The 15,324-nt window shown below is 33.4% G+C and carries 17 protein-coding genes; 1 reads left to right on the forward strand and 16 read right to left on the reverse strand.

Annotated features, from left to right (window positions below; translation table 11 throughout):
- Nucleotides 1-29 precede the first annotated feature (29 nt).
- From ABY285_RS01815 to ABY285_RS01825, 3 genes are all read right to left on the reverse strand, one after another.
- Entirely contained in the window at nucleotides 30-1,169 is a 1,140-nt protein-coding gene (locus ABY285_RS01815) for an ATP-binding protein (protein ID WP_372766416.1), read from the reverse strand.
- A 10-nt stretch (nucleotides 1,170-1,179) separates the two neighbouring features.
- Nucleotides 1,180-1,935, reverse strand: coding sequence for an SDR family NAD(P)-dependent oxidoreductase (locus tag ABY285_RS01820; protein ID WP_372766418.1), 756 nt, complete (start codon nucleotides 1,933-1,935; stop codon nucleotides 1,180-1,182).
- Between the two features lie 110 nt (nucleotides 1,936-2,045).
- Nucleotides 2,046-2,972, reverse strand: coding sequence for a hypothetical protein (locus tag ABY285_RS01825; RefSeq protein WP_372766420.1), 927 nt, complete (start codon nucleotides 2,970-2,972; stop codon nucleotides 2,046-2,048).
- 102 nt (nucleotides 2,973-3,074) lie between these two features.
- Between ABY285_RS01825 and ABY285_RS01830 the strand changes: the two genes are divergently transcribed.
- Nucleotides 3,075-4,055: a Gfo/Idh/MocA family protein gene (locus ABY285_RS01830; RefSeq protein ID WP_372766422.1), complete on the forward strand. Its 981-nt coding sequence runs from the start codon at nucleotides 3,075-3,077 to the stop codon at nucleotides 4,053-4,055.
- A gap of 5 nt (nucleotides 4,056-4,060) precedes the next feature.
- Here the strand turns inward: ABY285_RS01830 and ABY285_RS01835 are convergent, their stop codons facing one another.
- The 13 genes from ABY285_RS01835 to ABY285_RS01895 form a co-directional block, all read right to left on the reverse strand.
- A complete protein-coding gene (locus tag ABY285_RS01835) occupies nucleotides 4,061-4,534 on the reverse strand; it encodes a hypothetical protein (protein ID WP_372766424.1) in 474 nt (157 codons plus the stop codon).
- 113 nt (nucleotides 4,535-4,647) lie between these two features.
- Nucleotides 4,648-5,523, reverse strand: coding sequence for an ATP synthase F1 subunit gamma (gene atpG, locus ABY285_RS01840; protein WP_372766426.1), 876 nt, complete (start codon nucleotides 5,521-5,523; stop codon nucleotides 4,648-4,650).
- 75 nt (nucleotides 5,524-5,598) lie between these two features.
- On the reverse strand, nucleotides 5,599-7,176 hold the full coding sequence (gene atpA, locus ABY285_RS01845; RefSeq protein WP_372766428.1) for a F0F1 ATP synthase subunit alpha: 1,578 nt from the start codon (nucleotides 7,174-7,176) through the stop codon (nucleotides 5,599-5,601).
- Nucleotides 7,177-7,217: 41 nt separating this feature from the next.
- Complete coding sequence (gene atpH, locus ABY285_RS01850) at nucleotides 7,218-7,769, reverse strand: ATP synthase F1 subunit delta (protein ID WP_372766430.1); 552 nt, start codon at nucleotides 7,767-7,769, stop codon at nucleotides 7,218-7,220.
- A gap of 13 nt (nucleotides 7,770-7,782) precedes the next feature.
- Complete coding sequence (locus tag ABY285_RS01855) at nucleotides 7,783-8,280, reverse strand: F0F1 ATP synthase subunit B (protein ID WP_372766432.1); 498 nt, start codon at nucleotides 8,278-8,280, stop codon at nucleotides 7,783-7,785.
- An 82-nt stretch (nucleotides 8,281-8,362) separates the two neighbouring features.
- Nucleotides 8,363-8,554, reverse strand: a complete 192-nt coding sequence (gene atpE, locus ABY285_RS01860; RefSeq protein ID WP_372766434.1) for an ATP synthase F0 subunit C — start codon at nucleotides 8,552-8,554, stop codon at nucleotides 8,363-8,365.
- A 36-nt stretch (nucleotides 8,555-8,590) separates the two neighbouring features.
- Nucleotides 8,591-9,691, reverse strand: a complete 1,101-nt coding sequence (gene atpB / locus ABY285_RS01865) for a F0F1 ATP synthase subunit A (RefSeq protein WP_372766436.1) — start codon at nucleotides 9,689-9,691, stop codon at nucleotides 8,591-8,593.
- Between the two features lie 115 nt (nucleotides 9,692-9,806).
- Nucleotides 9,807-10,202 (reverse strand): hypothetical protein, encoded by a 396-nt coding sequence (locus ABY285_RS01870; protein ID WP_372766438.1) that lies wholly within the window; start codon nucleotides 10,200-10,202, stop codon nucleotides 9,807-9,809.
- A complete protein-coding gene (locus tag ABY285_RS01875) occupies nucleotides 10,186-10,416 on the reverse strand; it encodes an AtpZ/AtpI family protein (protein WP_372766440.1) in 231 nt (76 codons plus the stop codon). The genes ABY285_RS01870 and ABY285_RS01875 overlap by 17 nt, the downstream gene beginning before the upstream one ends.
- On the reverse strand, nucleotides 10,385-10,783 hold the full coding sequence (locus ABY285_RS01880) for a polymer-forming cytoskeletal protein (RefSeq protein WP_372766442.1): 399 nt from the start codon (nucleotides 10,781-10,783) through the stop codon (nucleotides 10,385-10,387). The genes ABY285_RS01875 and ABY285_RS01880 overlap by 32 nt, the downstream gene beginning before the upstream one ends.
- 24 nt (nucleotides 10,784-10,807) lie before the next feature.
- Nucleotides 10,808-12,985 (reverse strand): tetratricopeptide repeat protein, encoded by a 2,178-nt coding sequence (locus tag ABY285_RS01885; protein ID WP_372766444.1) that lies wholly within the window; start codon nucleotides 12,983-12,985, stop codon nucleotides 10,808-10,810.
- Nucleotides 12,986-13,071: 86 nt separating this feature from the next.
- Entirely contained in the window at nucleotides 13,072-13,776 is a 705-nt protein-coding gene (locus ABY285_RS01890) for an ABC transporter ATP-binding protein (RefSeq protein ID WP_372766446.1), read from the reverse strand.
- A gap of 68 nt (nucleotides 13,777-13,844) precedes the next feature.
- Nucleotides 13,845-15,323, reverse strand: coding sequence for a DUF5687 family protein (locus ABY285_RS01895; RefSeq protein ID WP_372766448.1), 1,479 nt, complete (start codon nucleotides 15,321-15,323; stop codon nucleotides 13,845-13,847).
- Between the last annotated feature and the right edge of the window lies 1 nt (nucleotide 15,324).

Genomic DNA, 15,324 nt, shown 5'->3' on the forward strand with positions numbered 1-15,324 from the left:
TGTTACATACCTCAAAAAACATGTCATCTTTAGCTATATTTTAATTTTCTAAGAACCCTAACTGCTTCTTTATATTTGATGTATCCTGTTTTGTCTTCCAAATTTTTTAGTGGCAACTCAGCATCTTTCAGCCTGAGAAAAGCATTTGGCATTTTATTTAAAACACAGATTAAATATTGGGTGGGAATTTCATGAACATCTGCCAATTCAATTTCAGTAAGTGGCAAATTCTTTTTTAATTTCTCTAAAATAGCATTGCAATTGTTAAAAACATGGTGCAATAATTTTTTATCAAACTGGGGTGGTTCAAACAGCAATTCACTTGCAATATCATATTTTCCGTTTTCCTTAAAATGTATCACGGTTTTTTCTAAAGGATAATAATCGAACGATTTTTTCAATCCTAAATAAACATACTCTGTAATTCTGAAAGAATTGTTGTTAAATTCAATTTTGACATCATCCAAGGCAGAATAAAACAAACGAACTTGTTCGTTAATCATCTCAATATCAACACGTGAATAAAAAACAGCGCCATGAAATACTCTTTTTTCGCCCGCCCAGCATAACACAAACTGTTCGTTAAAAACTTTGTAGGTTGGGTGGTAAGCTTTTTTATGCCTATTCATAAAATCAAAAACACCATCTAAGGTTAACTGAATATTATTACTGGATATTTTTTCTATAGCTTCAACAATTGTCTTATTGGTATTTGTGATTTCAAAAGTATCCAAACCAGACAAAGAGTTGCTTCCTCTTCGGTAAAAAATGGTTCCATTAACATATTTCCAAATTGATTTTTTAAGTGAGGCTATTTTTTTTGAAGGATGAATAGTAACCAAACCTACCACTTTATATCTTGGCAAACTTGGAAATGCAATATTTTCATATTGAATTTTTGGCGGATTGTTAAAGTAAGAATTCATTAAATTTTGAATCTTGCTATCATCAAAAAAATCGACACCTTCAATTTTATCAAATTGGTCTTCAACACCAATTACGACGTATGAGTTGTTTTCGGGATTTGAATTTGCCAAAGCGCAAACGAGTTTTAAAAATTTCGCTTTCCCCTCTTTATGTTCCAATGAAATTTTTAGCTTCTTGTCATAAAAGCTGTTTTCATCATTGTGGGCCAACAAATTTTTTATTAAAAGCCGCTTATTAATCATTTCATTTACCTCATTCTTTATTCAAAATACTGGCGCTGGCCTGCGCCGTTGGATACACAACTAAATCTTCTATGTTAACGTGATAAGGCCTTGTTACGACAAAGTTAATAATATCGGCAATATCTTCCGGCTGAAGGGCTTTAAACCCTTTGTAAACATTTTTTGCTTTTTCTTTGTCACCTTTATATCGAACTTCAGAAAATTCAGTTTCCACAGCGCCTGGATGAATAGCGGAAACACGAATATTGTGCTTATTTAAATCGATCCGCATCGCTTTATTTAATGCGTTTACGGCATATTTTGAAGCGCAGTATACATTACCGTTCGGATACACTTCTTTGCCCGCAATGGAGCCTACATTTACCACAAACCCCTCATTTCGTTCCACCATTTGAGGAAGTATTGCTCTTGACACATATAACAATCCTTTTACATTAATATCAATCATCGCGTCCCAATCATCCATATTCCCTTCCTGTATGGTGCTTAATCCATGAGCATTTCCGGCATTATTAATCAAAATATCAATTTTTTTGAATTCGTTTGGCAGTGATGCAATGGCATTAAAAACTTCTTCTCTATTACTCACATCAAAATTCAATGTAGTAACTTCAGTTATTTGACTAAGTTCTTCTTTTAAATAATCAAGCCGCTCCTTGCGCCTGCCACAAAGTATTAAGCGTATTTTGTTTTGTGCAAAAAGTTGCGCGGTTGCTTTTCCTATTCCTGAAGTTGCTCCCGTAATAAATGCTGTTTTCTGGTTCATTTATACTGTTTTTTCGAACAATAAATATACAAAAAAAAGCCACTCCAATGAAGGAGTGGCTTACATCGATTGGTTATAAAATAACCAACCAAAAATCAACTAACCAAACTTTATTTTAAATTTCTTCTAATTACTGTTTCTCTTGTTACCTTAGTTCTTGCTCGACCCGTATCGCTTGTGGCGCTTTTTGCCAAAATTGAACTTGGTTTCAAGTATTGGATGTATCCTCTTCCAGTAAACTCGTAAGTTGTTCCAGAACTTATGTGATACAAACTAATCTCTTTGTCATTAATAACGGTGAGCTCAAACTCCTCATTGCCCGCCAAATCATAATCTAATGTTAAAATTTTAAGGTTGTCATATCCTTTCACATTAGCTACCGTATAATCACCTACATAGTCCCAATATATATTAGCAATAGGCGTGCCAAAATTATCTTGAGAAGAATAAAATGTTGTTAAATTTTCTGGAGTAAACTGTAAAAAGTTCTCATTGTCAAATTCATTCAAATCACCGGCATCGCTTGTATATGTTTTTTCCCAAGCTTGATATTCCTGCAAAAAATATTCTATGTTGTCATAAAATATTTGATCATAATCAAAATTATATTTTTGATAACCCACCAAATAATAGGTAACATTATTGTAATTATCCCTTAGTTTCAAACTGTCATCCGACAATTGAATGACTTCAAAATTGTAAAACCCATCTAAATTATGATCTATTTTTAAACGACCATCAAAGGTATCGTAATATCCAATTTGAATACCAAAACCATTTCCAACAGTTCCAATTCCCACCAAATTGTTATTAGCATAAACTTTTCCGTTTATAAACGATATGGTGAACGCCTTTGATAAAAATGGGACATCTCCTGTGCCAGTAGTATTATTGTAATCGATATACCATAAATCGTTTGCCGTAACGACCTCTTCAAGCGTGGCATAATATGGTTCATCAATAGTGTTGTCAACAATACAGGAAGTGAATGACATTCCAATAACTAACATTCCTAAAAGTAATTTTATAGTCTTCATAATCTTCTGGTGTTTTAGGTTCTTTCATTTGAATTTCAATTTCTATGCCAAAAAATATTTAAGTACATTTATGTCGATTTAAATCTTCTAAATATTAACACTTTGAATAAGAAAATTAAATGGGGAATTATAGGATTGGGCAAAATCGCCCAAAAGTTCGTGAACGACTTATTGCTCTTGGATACTGTTGAACTGGAAGCGGTAGCTTCAAGAGATTTGACGAAAGCTGAAACGTTTGCCGCAACCTATCATTCAAAAAAGTTTTACGGCTCGTATGAAGAATTGTTGAAAGATAGTTTTGTTGATATCGTTTATATTGCAACGCCTCATAATAGCCATGAGCGTCTTACCATTTTAGCCTTAGAACATAAAAAAGGGGTGTTATGCGAAAAACCTTTCGCCATGAACCAACAACAGGTTTTTAAAATGATTGAGGTCTCCCAAAAAAATAATTTGTTTTTAATGGAAGCCCTCTGGACGAGATTTTTGCCGGCAATAAAAAAAATAAAAAGCACTATTGTAAATGGAGAAATTGGTGAAGTAAAATATATGAACGCCGATTTCTCCTTTAATGCCAATCCTTCAATACAGCGAATTTATGATAAGGAATTGGGAGGAGGTTCTATTCTTGATATCGGTATTTACCCAATATTTTTAGCTTACTTAATATTGGGGATGCCCAACAAAATTATTGCCAAAGCACATTTTTTTGAAACGGGAGCAGACTCACAAGTGTCCATAATTTTTGACTATAAAAATGCCCAAGCGGTACTTTTTAGCAGTTTTAATTCAAATTCAAAAAGAATAGCAAAAATAAGCGGCACTTTAGGCGAAATTATTATTGACAGTCCCTGGAATGAAGCAAGTACTTTTTCGTTGTTTAAAAACAGTCAAGAAGAGAAATTTTCACTTCCGCTAACAGGAACAGGATTTCCACATCAAATTATGGAATGCAATGAATGTTTGCAAAATAATCTGACAGAAAGCCCTCTATGGTCACACCAAAATAGTATAGAACTTAGTACTTTATTGGATTCCGTAAGAAAAGAAATTGGTTTAACCTATGCCGAAGATGGAATTTAGTGGCTTTAATCTTTTATCTCCATTTCTTTCACTGCTAAAATTTTGTAATAATTGATTTTGTTCTTATAAAAATAACTCACAACCGCTTCATCGTCGGTTAGTTCAAAAGGTATTTTTGAAACCATAACAGGTGGCTTATTTCCAAATTCCTGTTTGGGATCACTGTCTAAAATATAGTCGTGTGACGTAATTGAAGTTGTAAAACTGCCTAAAAAAATATTTTCCGACGAACTAAAATCTTTCACCAAAGACATTTTGTTGTTTCTAAAATACAGCGAATCCAACTTCATATTCGAATTGTCGATTTTAATGATGACGATGGTTTCTTTTATGCCCAATTCACTGTTTACCAAATTGGCAAAAGTGGCTTCCACTACTTTAAAAGGTGGCTCGGCTTGACCATTTACTTTGGAGGTACCGCATCCTAAGAATGCCAAACCAACTAAAGTTATCAATGCTATGTGTATATATTTTTTCATTTTAAGATGTTTTATATGGAGTTTGCAAATTGAATGCCAAACTAAAAAAGAGTTTACCTTTACTTGATAAACTCTTTTTTTATATTTTATTTTTTGAATTTTCTGCTAATAACCTAATTGTTCAACGCTTCCGCACCTCCAACAATTTCTAAAATCTCGTTTGTAATGGCTGCCTGACGGGCTTTGTTATAGGTTAATCTCAAATCATCCCTTAATTCCGTAGCGTTGTCTGTTGCTTTATGCATTGCTGTCATACGAGCACCGTGTTCTGAAGCGTAAGAATCTCTAATTGCTTTATACAACTGCGTTTTTAACGATTTCGGTATTAATTGCAATATAATTTCAGATTTATTTGGTTCAAAAATATAATCTGTATCTACACTCATTTTACCTTCAACTTCAACGACTTCAACAAGTTCAATTGGCAAAAATTGCTCTATTGTTAGTATTTGCGTTGCTGCATTTTTAAAACGGTTGTATACCAATTCAATTTTATCATATTTTCCTTGCGCAAACAAACTCATTATTTGTTCTGCAATTACCGCAACATTATCAAAAGTTAAATCATCAAATATTTCGTTATGTTTTTCAATAACGGTAAAATTCTTTGATAAAATATCATATCCTTTTTTTCCTATGGAGAAAATATCAACCTGTTTGCCCTGATAATTGTCTTCAATATATTTTGCAGATCCTTTAATTACCGAAGAATTAAATCCACCACACAAACCTCTGTTTGAAGTAATTGTAACAATCAACACTTTTGAAACTATTCTTTGTTCTGCATAAACATTTTCAATATCATCTTCCAACGTAGCACTTAAACTTTGTAAAAGTTCTGTCAACTTATTGGCATACGGACGCATTTGGGTAATTGCATCTTGTGCTTTTTTCAACTTTGCAGCAGACACCATTTTCATGGCACTGGTGATTTGCATGGTTGAACCAATGGATGAAATTCTGTTTCGTATTTCTTTTAAGTTTGCCATTTATTTTTGGTTTTTAGTACTGAGTATTCAGTATTGAGAGAACACTATCGTCTCAATACGCAATACTAAAATATTTTAAACATATTTAGCTGAAATTTCTTTCGCGGCAATAGTTAATACATCAATAACCTCATCAGTTAATTTACCTGCTTTTAACAAATCTAATGAATCTCTGTGTTTTGCATTTAGGTAAGCAATAAAATCGCGTTCAAATTCCTTTACTTTTTCAACAGGAACCGCTCTCAATAAGTTTTTAGAACCTGCATAAATAATGGCAATTTGATCTTCAACTTTAAACGGATCACTTTGATTTTGTTTTAAAATCTCCACGTTACGTTTACCTTTTTCAATAACATTCATAGTGGCTGCATCTAAATCAGATCCAAACTTTGCAAATGCTTCCAACTCTCGGTATTGTGCCTGGTCTAATTTTAAAGTTCCCGCCACCTTTTTCATCGATTTAATTTGTGCATTACCCCCAACACGAGATACCGAAATACCTACGTTAATTGCCGGACGAACACCAGAGTTAAACAAATCGGACTCCAAGAAAATTTGTCCGTCGGTAATAGAAATTACATTTGTTGGAATATAAGCTGATACGTCACCTGCTTGAGTTTCAATAATTGGCAAAGCAGTTAATGATCCTCCACCTTTTACTTTCCCTATTAATGAAGCCGGGATATCATTCATTTGCGCTGCAATAATGTCGTTGTTGATTACTTTTGCGGCGCGTTCCAATAAACGAGAGTGTAAATAAAATACATCTCCTGGATACGCTTCACGTCCTGGTGGACGACGTAATAATAATGATATTTCACGGTATGCAACTGCTTGTTTAGATAAATCATCATAAACAATTAATGCAGGGCGACCGGTATCTCTAAAATACTCACCAATTGCAGCACCTGCCATTGGAGCATAAACCTGCATTGAAGCAGCATCAGAAGCGTTTGCGGCCACGATTGTTGTGTAAGCCATTGCTCCTTTTTCTTCAAATAAATTTGCAATATTTGCTACTGTTGATCCTTTTTGACCAATAGCAACATAAATACAATAAACCGGAACTCCGGCATCGTAAAATTCTTTTTGATTGATAATGGTATCAATAGCTACTGTTGATTTCCCGGTTTGACGGTCACCAATAATAAGCTCACGTTGACCTCTTCCAACCGGAATCATCGCATCAACTGCTTTAAGTCCTGTTTGTAATGGCTCAGTTACGGGCTCACGGTAAATTACACCCGGAGCTTTGCGCTCTAGAGGCATTTCAAATGTTTCTCCTTGAATTGGTCCTTTTCCGTCGATTGGGTTACCTAATGTATCTACAACACGACCTACAATACCTTCACCAACTTTTAATGAAGCAATTCTTTCTGTACGTTTTACAATAGATCCTTCTTTAATTGCTCTTGAATGACCCAATAATACAACTCCAACATTATCTTCCTCAAGGTTCAATACCATTCCTTCCAGTCCATCTTCAAATTCAACTAGCTCTCCGTATTGCACGTTCGCCAATCCGTAAACACGCGCTATACCATCACCTACTTGTAATACGGTTCCCACTTCGTCTAATGAAGCTGATGCTTCAAATCCCGATAGTTGTTGTTTTAAAATTGCTGATACTTCAGCTGGTTTTATTGATGCCATTATTTATATTTTTTAAAACTAAATTCTTTTTTGTTTTATAATTATGAACTAAAACTTTCTTTTTCAAATTGTCTTTTTAGTAATTGTAATTTATTGGACACACTTGCATCATATTGTATATCGCCAATACGAAGAATAAATCCGCCAATAATATCTGGGTTTATGATATTTTCAATTGTTGCTTGTTTCCCAGTAATTTCTATTACTTTACTTAAAACCTGTTTATTTAATTCTTCTGTCAAGGCAACCGCTGTTGTTACTTTTGCAACTTCAATTCCTTTCAATGAATCATAGATAACCGTATATTTTATTGCAACTTCGCCTAATATTGGCAATCTCTTATTGTCAATTAAAAGATTGATCAAACCGATGGTTAAAGGTGTTACTTTGCCTGCAAAAACTTCTTTTAAAGCCGATTTTTTTAATTCAGCTTTTAAAACCGGGCTGTTAAGCAATAATTGTAATTCTTTACTTTCATTAACTGTGTTTGCAACAAGAATCATGTCATTATTCACTTCAACTTCTTTTTGTTGTTCAAGTGCAAAACTTAGTATCGCTTTTGCATATCTTATTGCCGCTCTGGATCCGTTCATTTGAAATTAATTCTTAAAGCTTTACTTCTTTTAACATATCCTCAACAAGCTTAATTTGCTTGTTTTTGTCAGACAATTCAATTCTCATTACTTTTTCGGCAATTCCAAGTGACAATTCAGCTACCTGATTTTTTATTTCAGAAATTGCTGCGTGTTTTTCAGACTCAATAGTTGCTTTTGCCTGTTCAATTACTTTGGTTGCTTGCGCATGGGCTTCCCCTTTTGCTTCAGTAATAATGCTGTCTTTCATTTCACGCGCCTCCTTTAACATTGCGTCGCGTTCAACACGTGCTTCCTTTAAGATACGTTCGTTGTCAGCATTAAGATTTTGCATTTCCTTACGTGCATTCTCCGCTTCGTCCAATGCTTTTATAATACCCTCTTCTCTTTCACTTACGGCATTTAAGATTGGTTTCCAGGCGAATTTTTTTAACAGAAGCACCAAAGCAACAAATAAAATTAATTGCCAGAAAAATAATCCTAAAGAAAACTGTTCTATTAACTTATCCATGGTATATTTTTAATATTTTCTTGTAAATAATTATAATTTTAAACAATAACCGCAACCAACCGTTGCGGTTATTTGTTTTTTCTTATCCTGCAAATAATGCAGCAAATCCAATGCCTTCAATAAGCGCTGCTGCAATAAGCATTGCTGTTTGAATTTTACCTGAAGCTTCTGGCTGACGTGCAATAGCGTCCATTGCTGAACCACCAATTCTACCGATACCTAAACCAGCACCGATTACGATTAAACCTGCTCCTACAATAGTTGGAATTTCCATAATATATATATAATTAATTAATTAAACATTCAATTTTTAATGATGATCATCATGTTCTTCCACAGCTGAACCGAAGTAAAGCGCAGACAACATGGTAAAAATATAAGCTTGCAATGCCGCTACCAATAACTCAAGCAGTGACAAGGCAAATGCCAGTCCAAATGATAATGGACTTCCAATCCAGTTTTTGAAAATAAACATTAAACCAATAATACTCATCAATACAATATGTCCTGCAGTAATGTTTGCATACAAACGAATCATTAATGAAAATGGTTTAATAAGGGTTCCCAACAATTCAATAGGAGCCAATATGATTTTCATTGGCAGCGGCACTCCAGGCATCCAAAAAATATGTTTCCAATAGTTTTTGTTTCCTGAAAATGTTGTGATAAAATATGTTGTTAAGGCCAAGGCCAACGTTACGGCTATATTATTTGTGACATTAACGCCAAGCGGCGTTAAACCCAATAGGTTAATTATCCAAATGAAGAAAAATACAGTTAACAGGTAACTCATGTATTTCCTATAATGTTTTTCACCAATATTTGGAATTGCTATGTCATTTCTTATATATAAAATAATCGGTTCCAATAATCGTCCAATACCTTTTGGAATTGGGTTCTTTTTATAGGAATTCGCCATTCTGCTAAACATAAAAAGCATCATCAGACCCACAAGAATAATAAACACTACATTTTTTGTGATTGAAAAATCTAATGGTTTTTCATTTGTTGCGTGGTGCTCTTCGTTATATTCAATTGTGCCAAGCGCATCGGTTTTGTAAATTTTATTGTGGTGTACTATGTAATATTGTCCATCTACTTCTGCCACTTTTTCTCCATGGTGAAATTTTGAAGAAGAAAATACTTTTAATCCATTATCAATCAGGATTATAGGCAATGGAGCACCAACGTATTGGTGTTCTCCCGCATCGTTTGTATAGGAAAATAGTGTAAAATCATAAGAATCCAATAAATGATGGCTGATATATTCCTTGATTTCGGTTTTTAGATTTTTTACCGGAGATTCTTGTTCAACAGAAATTACTTCATCAGAATTGTTGGTTGCGCTTACAGACATTGTAATTGCAAAAAACAGGAATGTAAGTGTTTTTAATACGTTAATTCTATACATATACATTATTAATAGTGGTGCCTAAAAATATTTTGCAAATGTACATTTTTATATTAAAAACCTAAAACTATTTTCTTAGTTTTTTAGGAAGGTTTATTTATTAATTTTTACGCAATTACATCTTGTTGTTTAATAATTTAATCAAATAAATAGTTTCCACAATTAAACACAAAAGATAGGGTAATAAAAAGGCTGTTGCCTCCTGTGCACCCACTGTTCCGTTTTGTTTAAAAACAGGATTAAAAAAAATAAAAAAAACACCGAATTTAACAAAGCTACCGCCCATAAAAACAAAACCCAGTAAATCGAGATATTTTTTTTTCAGTTTTACCAGAATAAAAAAAATAAGAAGTGCCAAAAAATAATTTGTGATATAACTGGGAATAAGCAAGTTTTGAAAAACAGAAATGTCTAAATAATATAAAATACCGCTATGAATACCAAAAACAGCAATTAGGGCAACCAACAATTTTATGCTGAAAACAAGTATTTGTTTAGTCGTTTTTCTCATTGATGTTTTTTAGCTGGGCCAAAACACTCCATATTGAAATGATCAGTGCCACCAAAGTAAGAATAATGGTAAATGTTTTTTTTTCAGTCAGAAAATGGGCATCGAGCTTTTTTCCAAAATAAGCACCTAAAAATATGGTAATTCCCATTTGGAATGTAATACCGGTTAATTGCAGGTATTTGTTAAGCTGTTTTTTCTTGTTTTGGTTGTTCATTTTTTAGCTCCATAACGGATCCTTTCATTGTGCAGGTTGCATTAAATTCGGCTCCCGGTTCTACTAATAATTTGCCGATAACAACTTCTCCGGTAATTATCGCTGTTGCTTTTAAGGTAAGTAAATTACTCACCAACAGTTCTCCTGAAAATTTTCCTTCAATATCGGCGTTGTCGCATATAATTTTCCCGTTTACACATCCCAATGCACCAATAACAACGCGTCCGGCAGTTTTTACGGTTCCTTCAACACTTCCGTCAATTCTAAAATCTCCTTCAGATTTGACATCGCCAACTATTGATGTGTTTTTTCCAACAACATTTCGTTCTGAGGATAATGGGGGGGTAACTTTTTTTTCTAAAAACATAATCTTTTACTTTTAGGGATTCTTTTATAGTTTTAATTTAATGGTTTCAATTACATCCAAGGCATTTTTTGCCTCTTCCGTATTTGGGTAATTTAATGCAACAAACTCCAGGGCTTCCTTAAATGCAACCAACCCTTGTGTTTTTCCAACGGCATAGGCTTTTAACAATTCCAATTTTGCAACTATGGGTTCGCCCAAATATTTGCCAATTGCAATGTTTGTTTTTTCAATGACACTTTCAAATTGCTCGGCTTCATATTCGTAATATATTGCAGCATATTCACTTTCCGCTGCATTTTTCTCCTCTTCTGCAAGCACTTGATTCGGATTCAAAATAAATTTGGCATATTTTGAAGTTGGATAATTTTCAACGATACTATTTTTTAAGACAAGTGCATTTTCATTGCCCTGACTTTCATAAATTTTATACAAATGATATTTCGCAGGAATTAACAAGGTCAAATCCGGATTAAAAGCTATTAATTTTTCAAATTTATCTTTGGCCAAATCCAATTCTTTAAATTGCTCTTTATAAATAATTCCCAATTTAAAATAAGCAGTATTGCGATCATTTTCAATGCTGTCTATTTTAACTTTTTCTGAAGGGATTTTATCTAAATAATATGCCAACTCAAATTTTTCCGAGCTGTCAATTTCGGTGCTAATTTGTTCAATATTTTGTTCATTGCCCAAATTCCCTTGTGATTTGTCTCTCAATCGCCAATTGTCTTCCAAAGGACGGTCACCCCAAATTCGCCTAAATTCCTGTTCTCCAAAACCTACTGCCTGAATGTTATAAAAATACCATTTCCCTGAACTCTTGCCGGTTTCTGCTTTGGTGGTATTTAAATTGAACAAACCGGTTTTAGCCGTTTTTTTACTTGTTTGTTTTTCTTCTTCCGCTTTTAACTTTTCAATATGGGCATTAAAAAAAGTAATTCGCTCGCCTTCTCCTATAGCAACAAGTCGTAAAATACTGTCGTTGATTTTTGAGCTCTTTTCATATAAAATTATTTCATTTAAATTATTTCGGTTTCGCACCAAACGACGAATGCGTTTGGTATTTTCACTTTGCGTGATATTTAAAATACTGTCGTAATAAGCACCGGCAGCTAAAAATTCAGCTTTATCGAAATATAAATTTCCAAGAGCTTCATAGGAAAGTTCTTTTTGAAGGTTTATTTTGGAGTTCGATTGTAGTGATTTTTTAAAATATTCAGTCGCATTGTCTTTATTGGTTTCCTGCTCAATAATTCCAATCCTGTAATACAATTCACCTAAAAAAGGCCTGTTGTCTCTATCTTTAACCAACTTTTTAAGTATGAACAGCGTTGATGCGGCATCCTCTTTATTCGTTGAATTCTTAGCTTTTTCAAGTTGTGCATGAATTTTGTACTTATAAGGTGCTTTTTTAAAATCAATTACTTTTTGAAAAGCAGTATTTGAAGAATCTTTTTTACCTTTTTCACTGTAAAGCTGCCCAAGAATAAATAAATTTCTGGCCGTTTGTTCTTTGTTATTAGTTGATGCCGCTGCTTTATTAAGATGATTTATAACGAGCTGTATGCTGTCCAAATTCATGTAAGCCATCGCAATTACCGTATGCACCCCTTCTTTTATGTTACTATCTAATGATTTGTTTTTTAATAAAGTATTCAAACTTTTAATCGCCTGTTCTTCATTTTGCAATCGAACCTGCGTTTTTGCCTGCCATATTTTAGTTTCGTTTATTAAATCTGCCTTTGGGTATTTGAGAATCACGTAATTAAAAGCTTCTAAAGCAGGCACAAATCTTTTAGAATAATAGCGCGATTTTCCCAGCAATAAATAGGCATCGTCAATTTTATTGTTGCGTTCTTGCCGAGCAATTAACATGGAATGTTTTTGAATTGCTTTTACCGCTTTTTCTTCTGCTTTTTCAAATTCCTGAGGTGAACTGTCCGTGTCTGCTGATATTCCCGGAAAAGCCAGTTCATCAACTTTTAACGGTTCAATAGGCAAACGCTCCCAATAATTGTCTTCATAATTGGCATTTAATTGCTCTAAACCAATGCGTAAAGCCTCGTCACCATTATAAAGTATGTTGTACTTTGTGGAAACTGAATGGTAAGTTCTGTTTAAAAAAGCGTCTTTTTTAGTTGAGCAATTAACCACAAAAAACGCTATTAAAAAACCTGCAATTATTTTAAAACTATTTTTCAAAAGAAATTGTTTTTTACTATTCCGTTAACTTATTACCATACATAATTATTGCAATAAGGATTGTAAAAATACAAAAATCTAGGCATTTAAATGAGTTCGGCCGAAAAATACGACTCTAACTCTTGCAGTGTTTCCTCTGAAGTTTTTAGGTCTTTAACAATTTCGCCCTTTTCAAGTACCACAATTCGATCACAAACTTCTGTAACATGGCCCAAATCATGGCTTGAAATTAAGAATGTTGCATTGCTGGTACAGTTTAAATCCTTTAGCAATTTCTTTAGTCTAATTTGAGTTGTTGGGTCCAAATTTGCAAACGGTTCGTCTAAGACAATAACTTCCGGATGTCCAATTAATGCTGCAACAATACCCGCCTTTTTCTGATTTCCTTTCGATAAATCTCTTAGATATTTTTTATTTCCAATAATTTCATCATTAAAAATTTCCTGAAACTGTTTTAAAAAAGTATCGATATCGGCTTTGTTCATTCCTCTAAGTTCACCAATAAAGTAAAAATATTCTTCGGGCGTTAAATAGCCTATTAAAAAACTTTCATCCATAAAAGCCGAAGTAAAAGGTTTCCAATCTTCACTTTTGTTTACCTGAATTTCATTGTTTACGATATTTCCCGTTGTAGGATTGATAAGATCCAATATCAAATTGAAGAAAGTTGTTTTACCTGCGCCGTTATTGCCTACCAAGCCAAAAGCCTGGCCCTTCGGGATTTCTAATGATGGTATATTTAAAACGTTCACCCCACCGTATTTTTTTGAAATCTCTGTTACTTTTACCATTGTTTATATGTTTAATTGTTGGTTTATTTATGCGTTTAATGAATTTAAAATAAAAACTGCTTACAAAATTAACTGTCCTGATCAAAGGCGTTAATCATTATGTATTTTGAGTTTAAATACTTTTTTACGATAAAATTCATGAGTTTTTGATGAAATACAATTCCTGTTGCACCCAAAATAATTAAAGTAGCCACACCGGCTTCAAAACCAATTAACTTATAAGGTGCATAAAAGATGGCAACCGGTACAAACAATAAAGGGAAGCCCACCAACCATTGAACAGCTCCGGTTCCTTGATAATTAAATGCAGCTCGTTGGGTTAAATCTATTTTCTTTCTATTAAAAGAACCCGCCAAAAGAATAATATAGGTGTTTACGCCCACATTGTAAACCATCGCCGCAAAGTGGACAAGCAAAATTTTCCACCCAAAATATACATAAGGAATACTGAGAACAAACATAATTATGGAGCTCATAACCATTAATGAATACTTGGAATTTAAATATTCTTTGTACTTAATATTCTGGCTCATCAACAATTTATAGTAACCGCTGTCCCAGGCCGGAATAAACTGTCCGAAGTTGATTATAAATATCCCGGTAACGAAAACTCCCACAAAAACATAAAGCCATTCTACGTCATTATACATTGGATTTGGATAAAAGAATAAACCATACATTAAACCGATAATCAAGATAAAAATAGAAGACCGCGGGCGTTTATTCCGCCACAATAATTTTAAATCCAATTGTAAAAAAGGTGCAATCCTACCAAACCTTCGAGTCCAGGTCAAATCTGTTGTTGAGGCTGTTTTGGTTTTTGCTTTTAAGGAACCATCAACATAAAGTTTTTTCATTAAAAATGTATAGTTGATGTAATAAACAACGCCCAAAATGACCAATGGAATTAAAATTAACACTGGGTTTTCATCAATGGAATTGATTCCATTCGCCAATAAGGTTGAAAAAGAAACTATTTCAAAATAATTTAATGCAAACAAACCAGAAGCGAGAGCTATAACTGGCAAAAAAGACAATTCTGTTTCAGCCGATCTTGATTCGATAATAATATTTAAAAAATTGATGATTAAGGTAAAAATAACCATTGAAACCATCCAAACCATTGCGGTTGTGGTGCCGTATTCTTCAAGAATTAACATGATGCCAAATGGAATAACCGCAAACAGCGGTAAAAAATTGAAGAACGATATAGCGGATTTACCCAATACATAATGTAAAATATTTCCCCTTTTTAAGGGTAAAACCAAAAAGGGCTTTATATTCATTACTGGTAATTTTTGTAGAAAAAACCGCATCAGCAAATCTGCTAAAAACCAGTAAAATAAAAATCCATTCAGTATTATAAGTGGATCAGATTCAGGGAATTTTTTCTCAAGAATAAGAAACAAGCTTACGCCCAATGCTAAAAATGTCAATATGAAATAGAGCGCTAAAAATGCCATTAAAATATTTAAGGCAATGCTTTTTTGCCAATAGGAGGAACGGAAAAATTGTTTCCATTCAAAATTTATAAAATGTTTGATCATT

Origin of the sequence: Lutibacter sp., assembly GCF_041555395.1 — a bacterium.
Classification (GTDB): Bacteria; Bacteroidota; Bacteroidia; order Flavobacteriales; family Flavobacteriaceae; genus Lutibacter.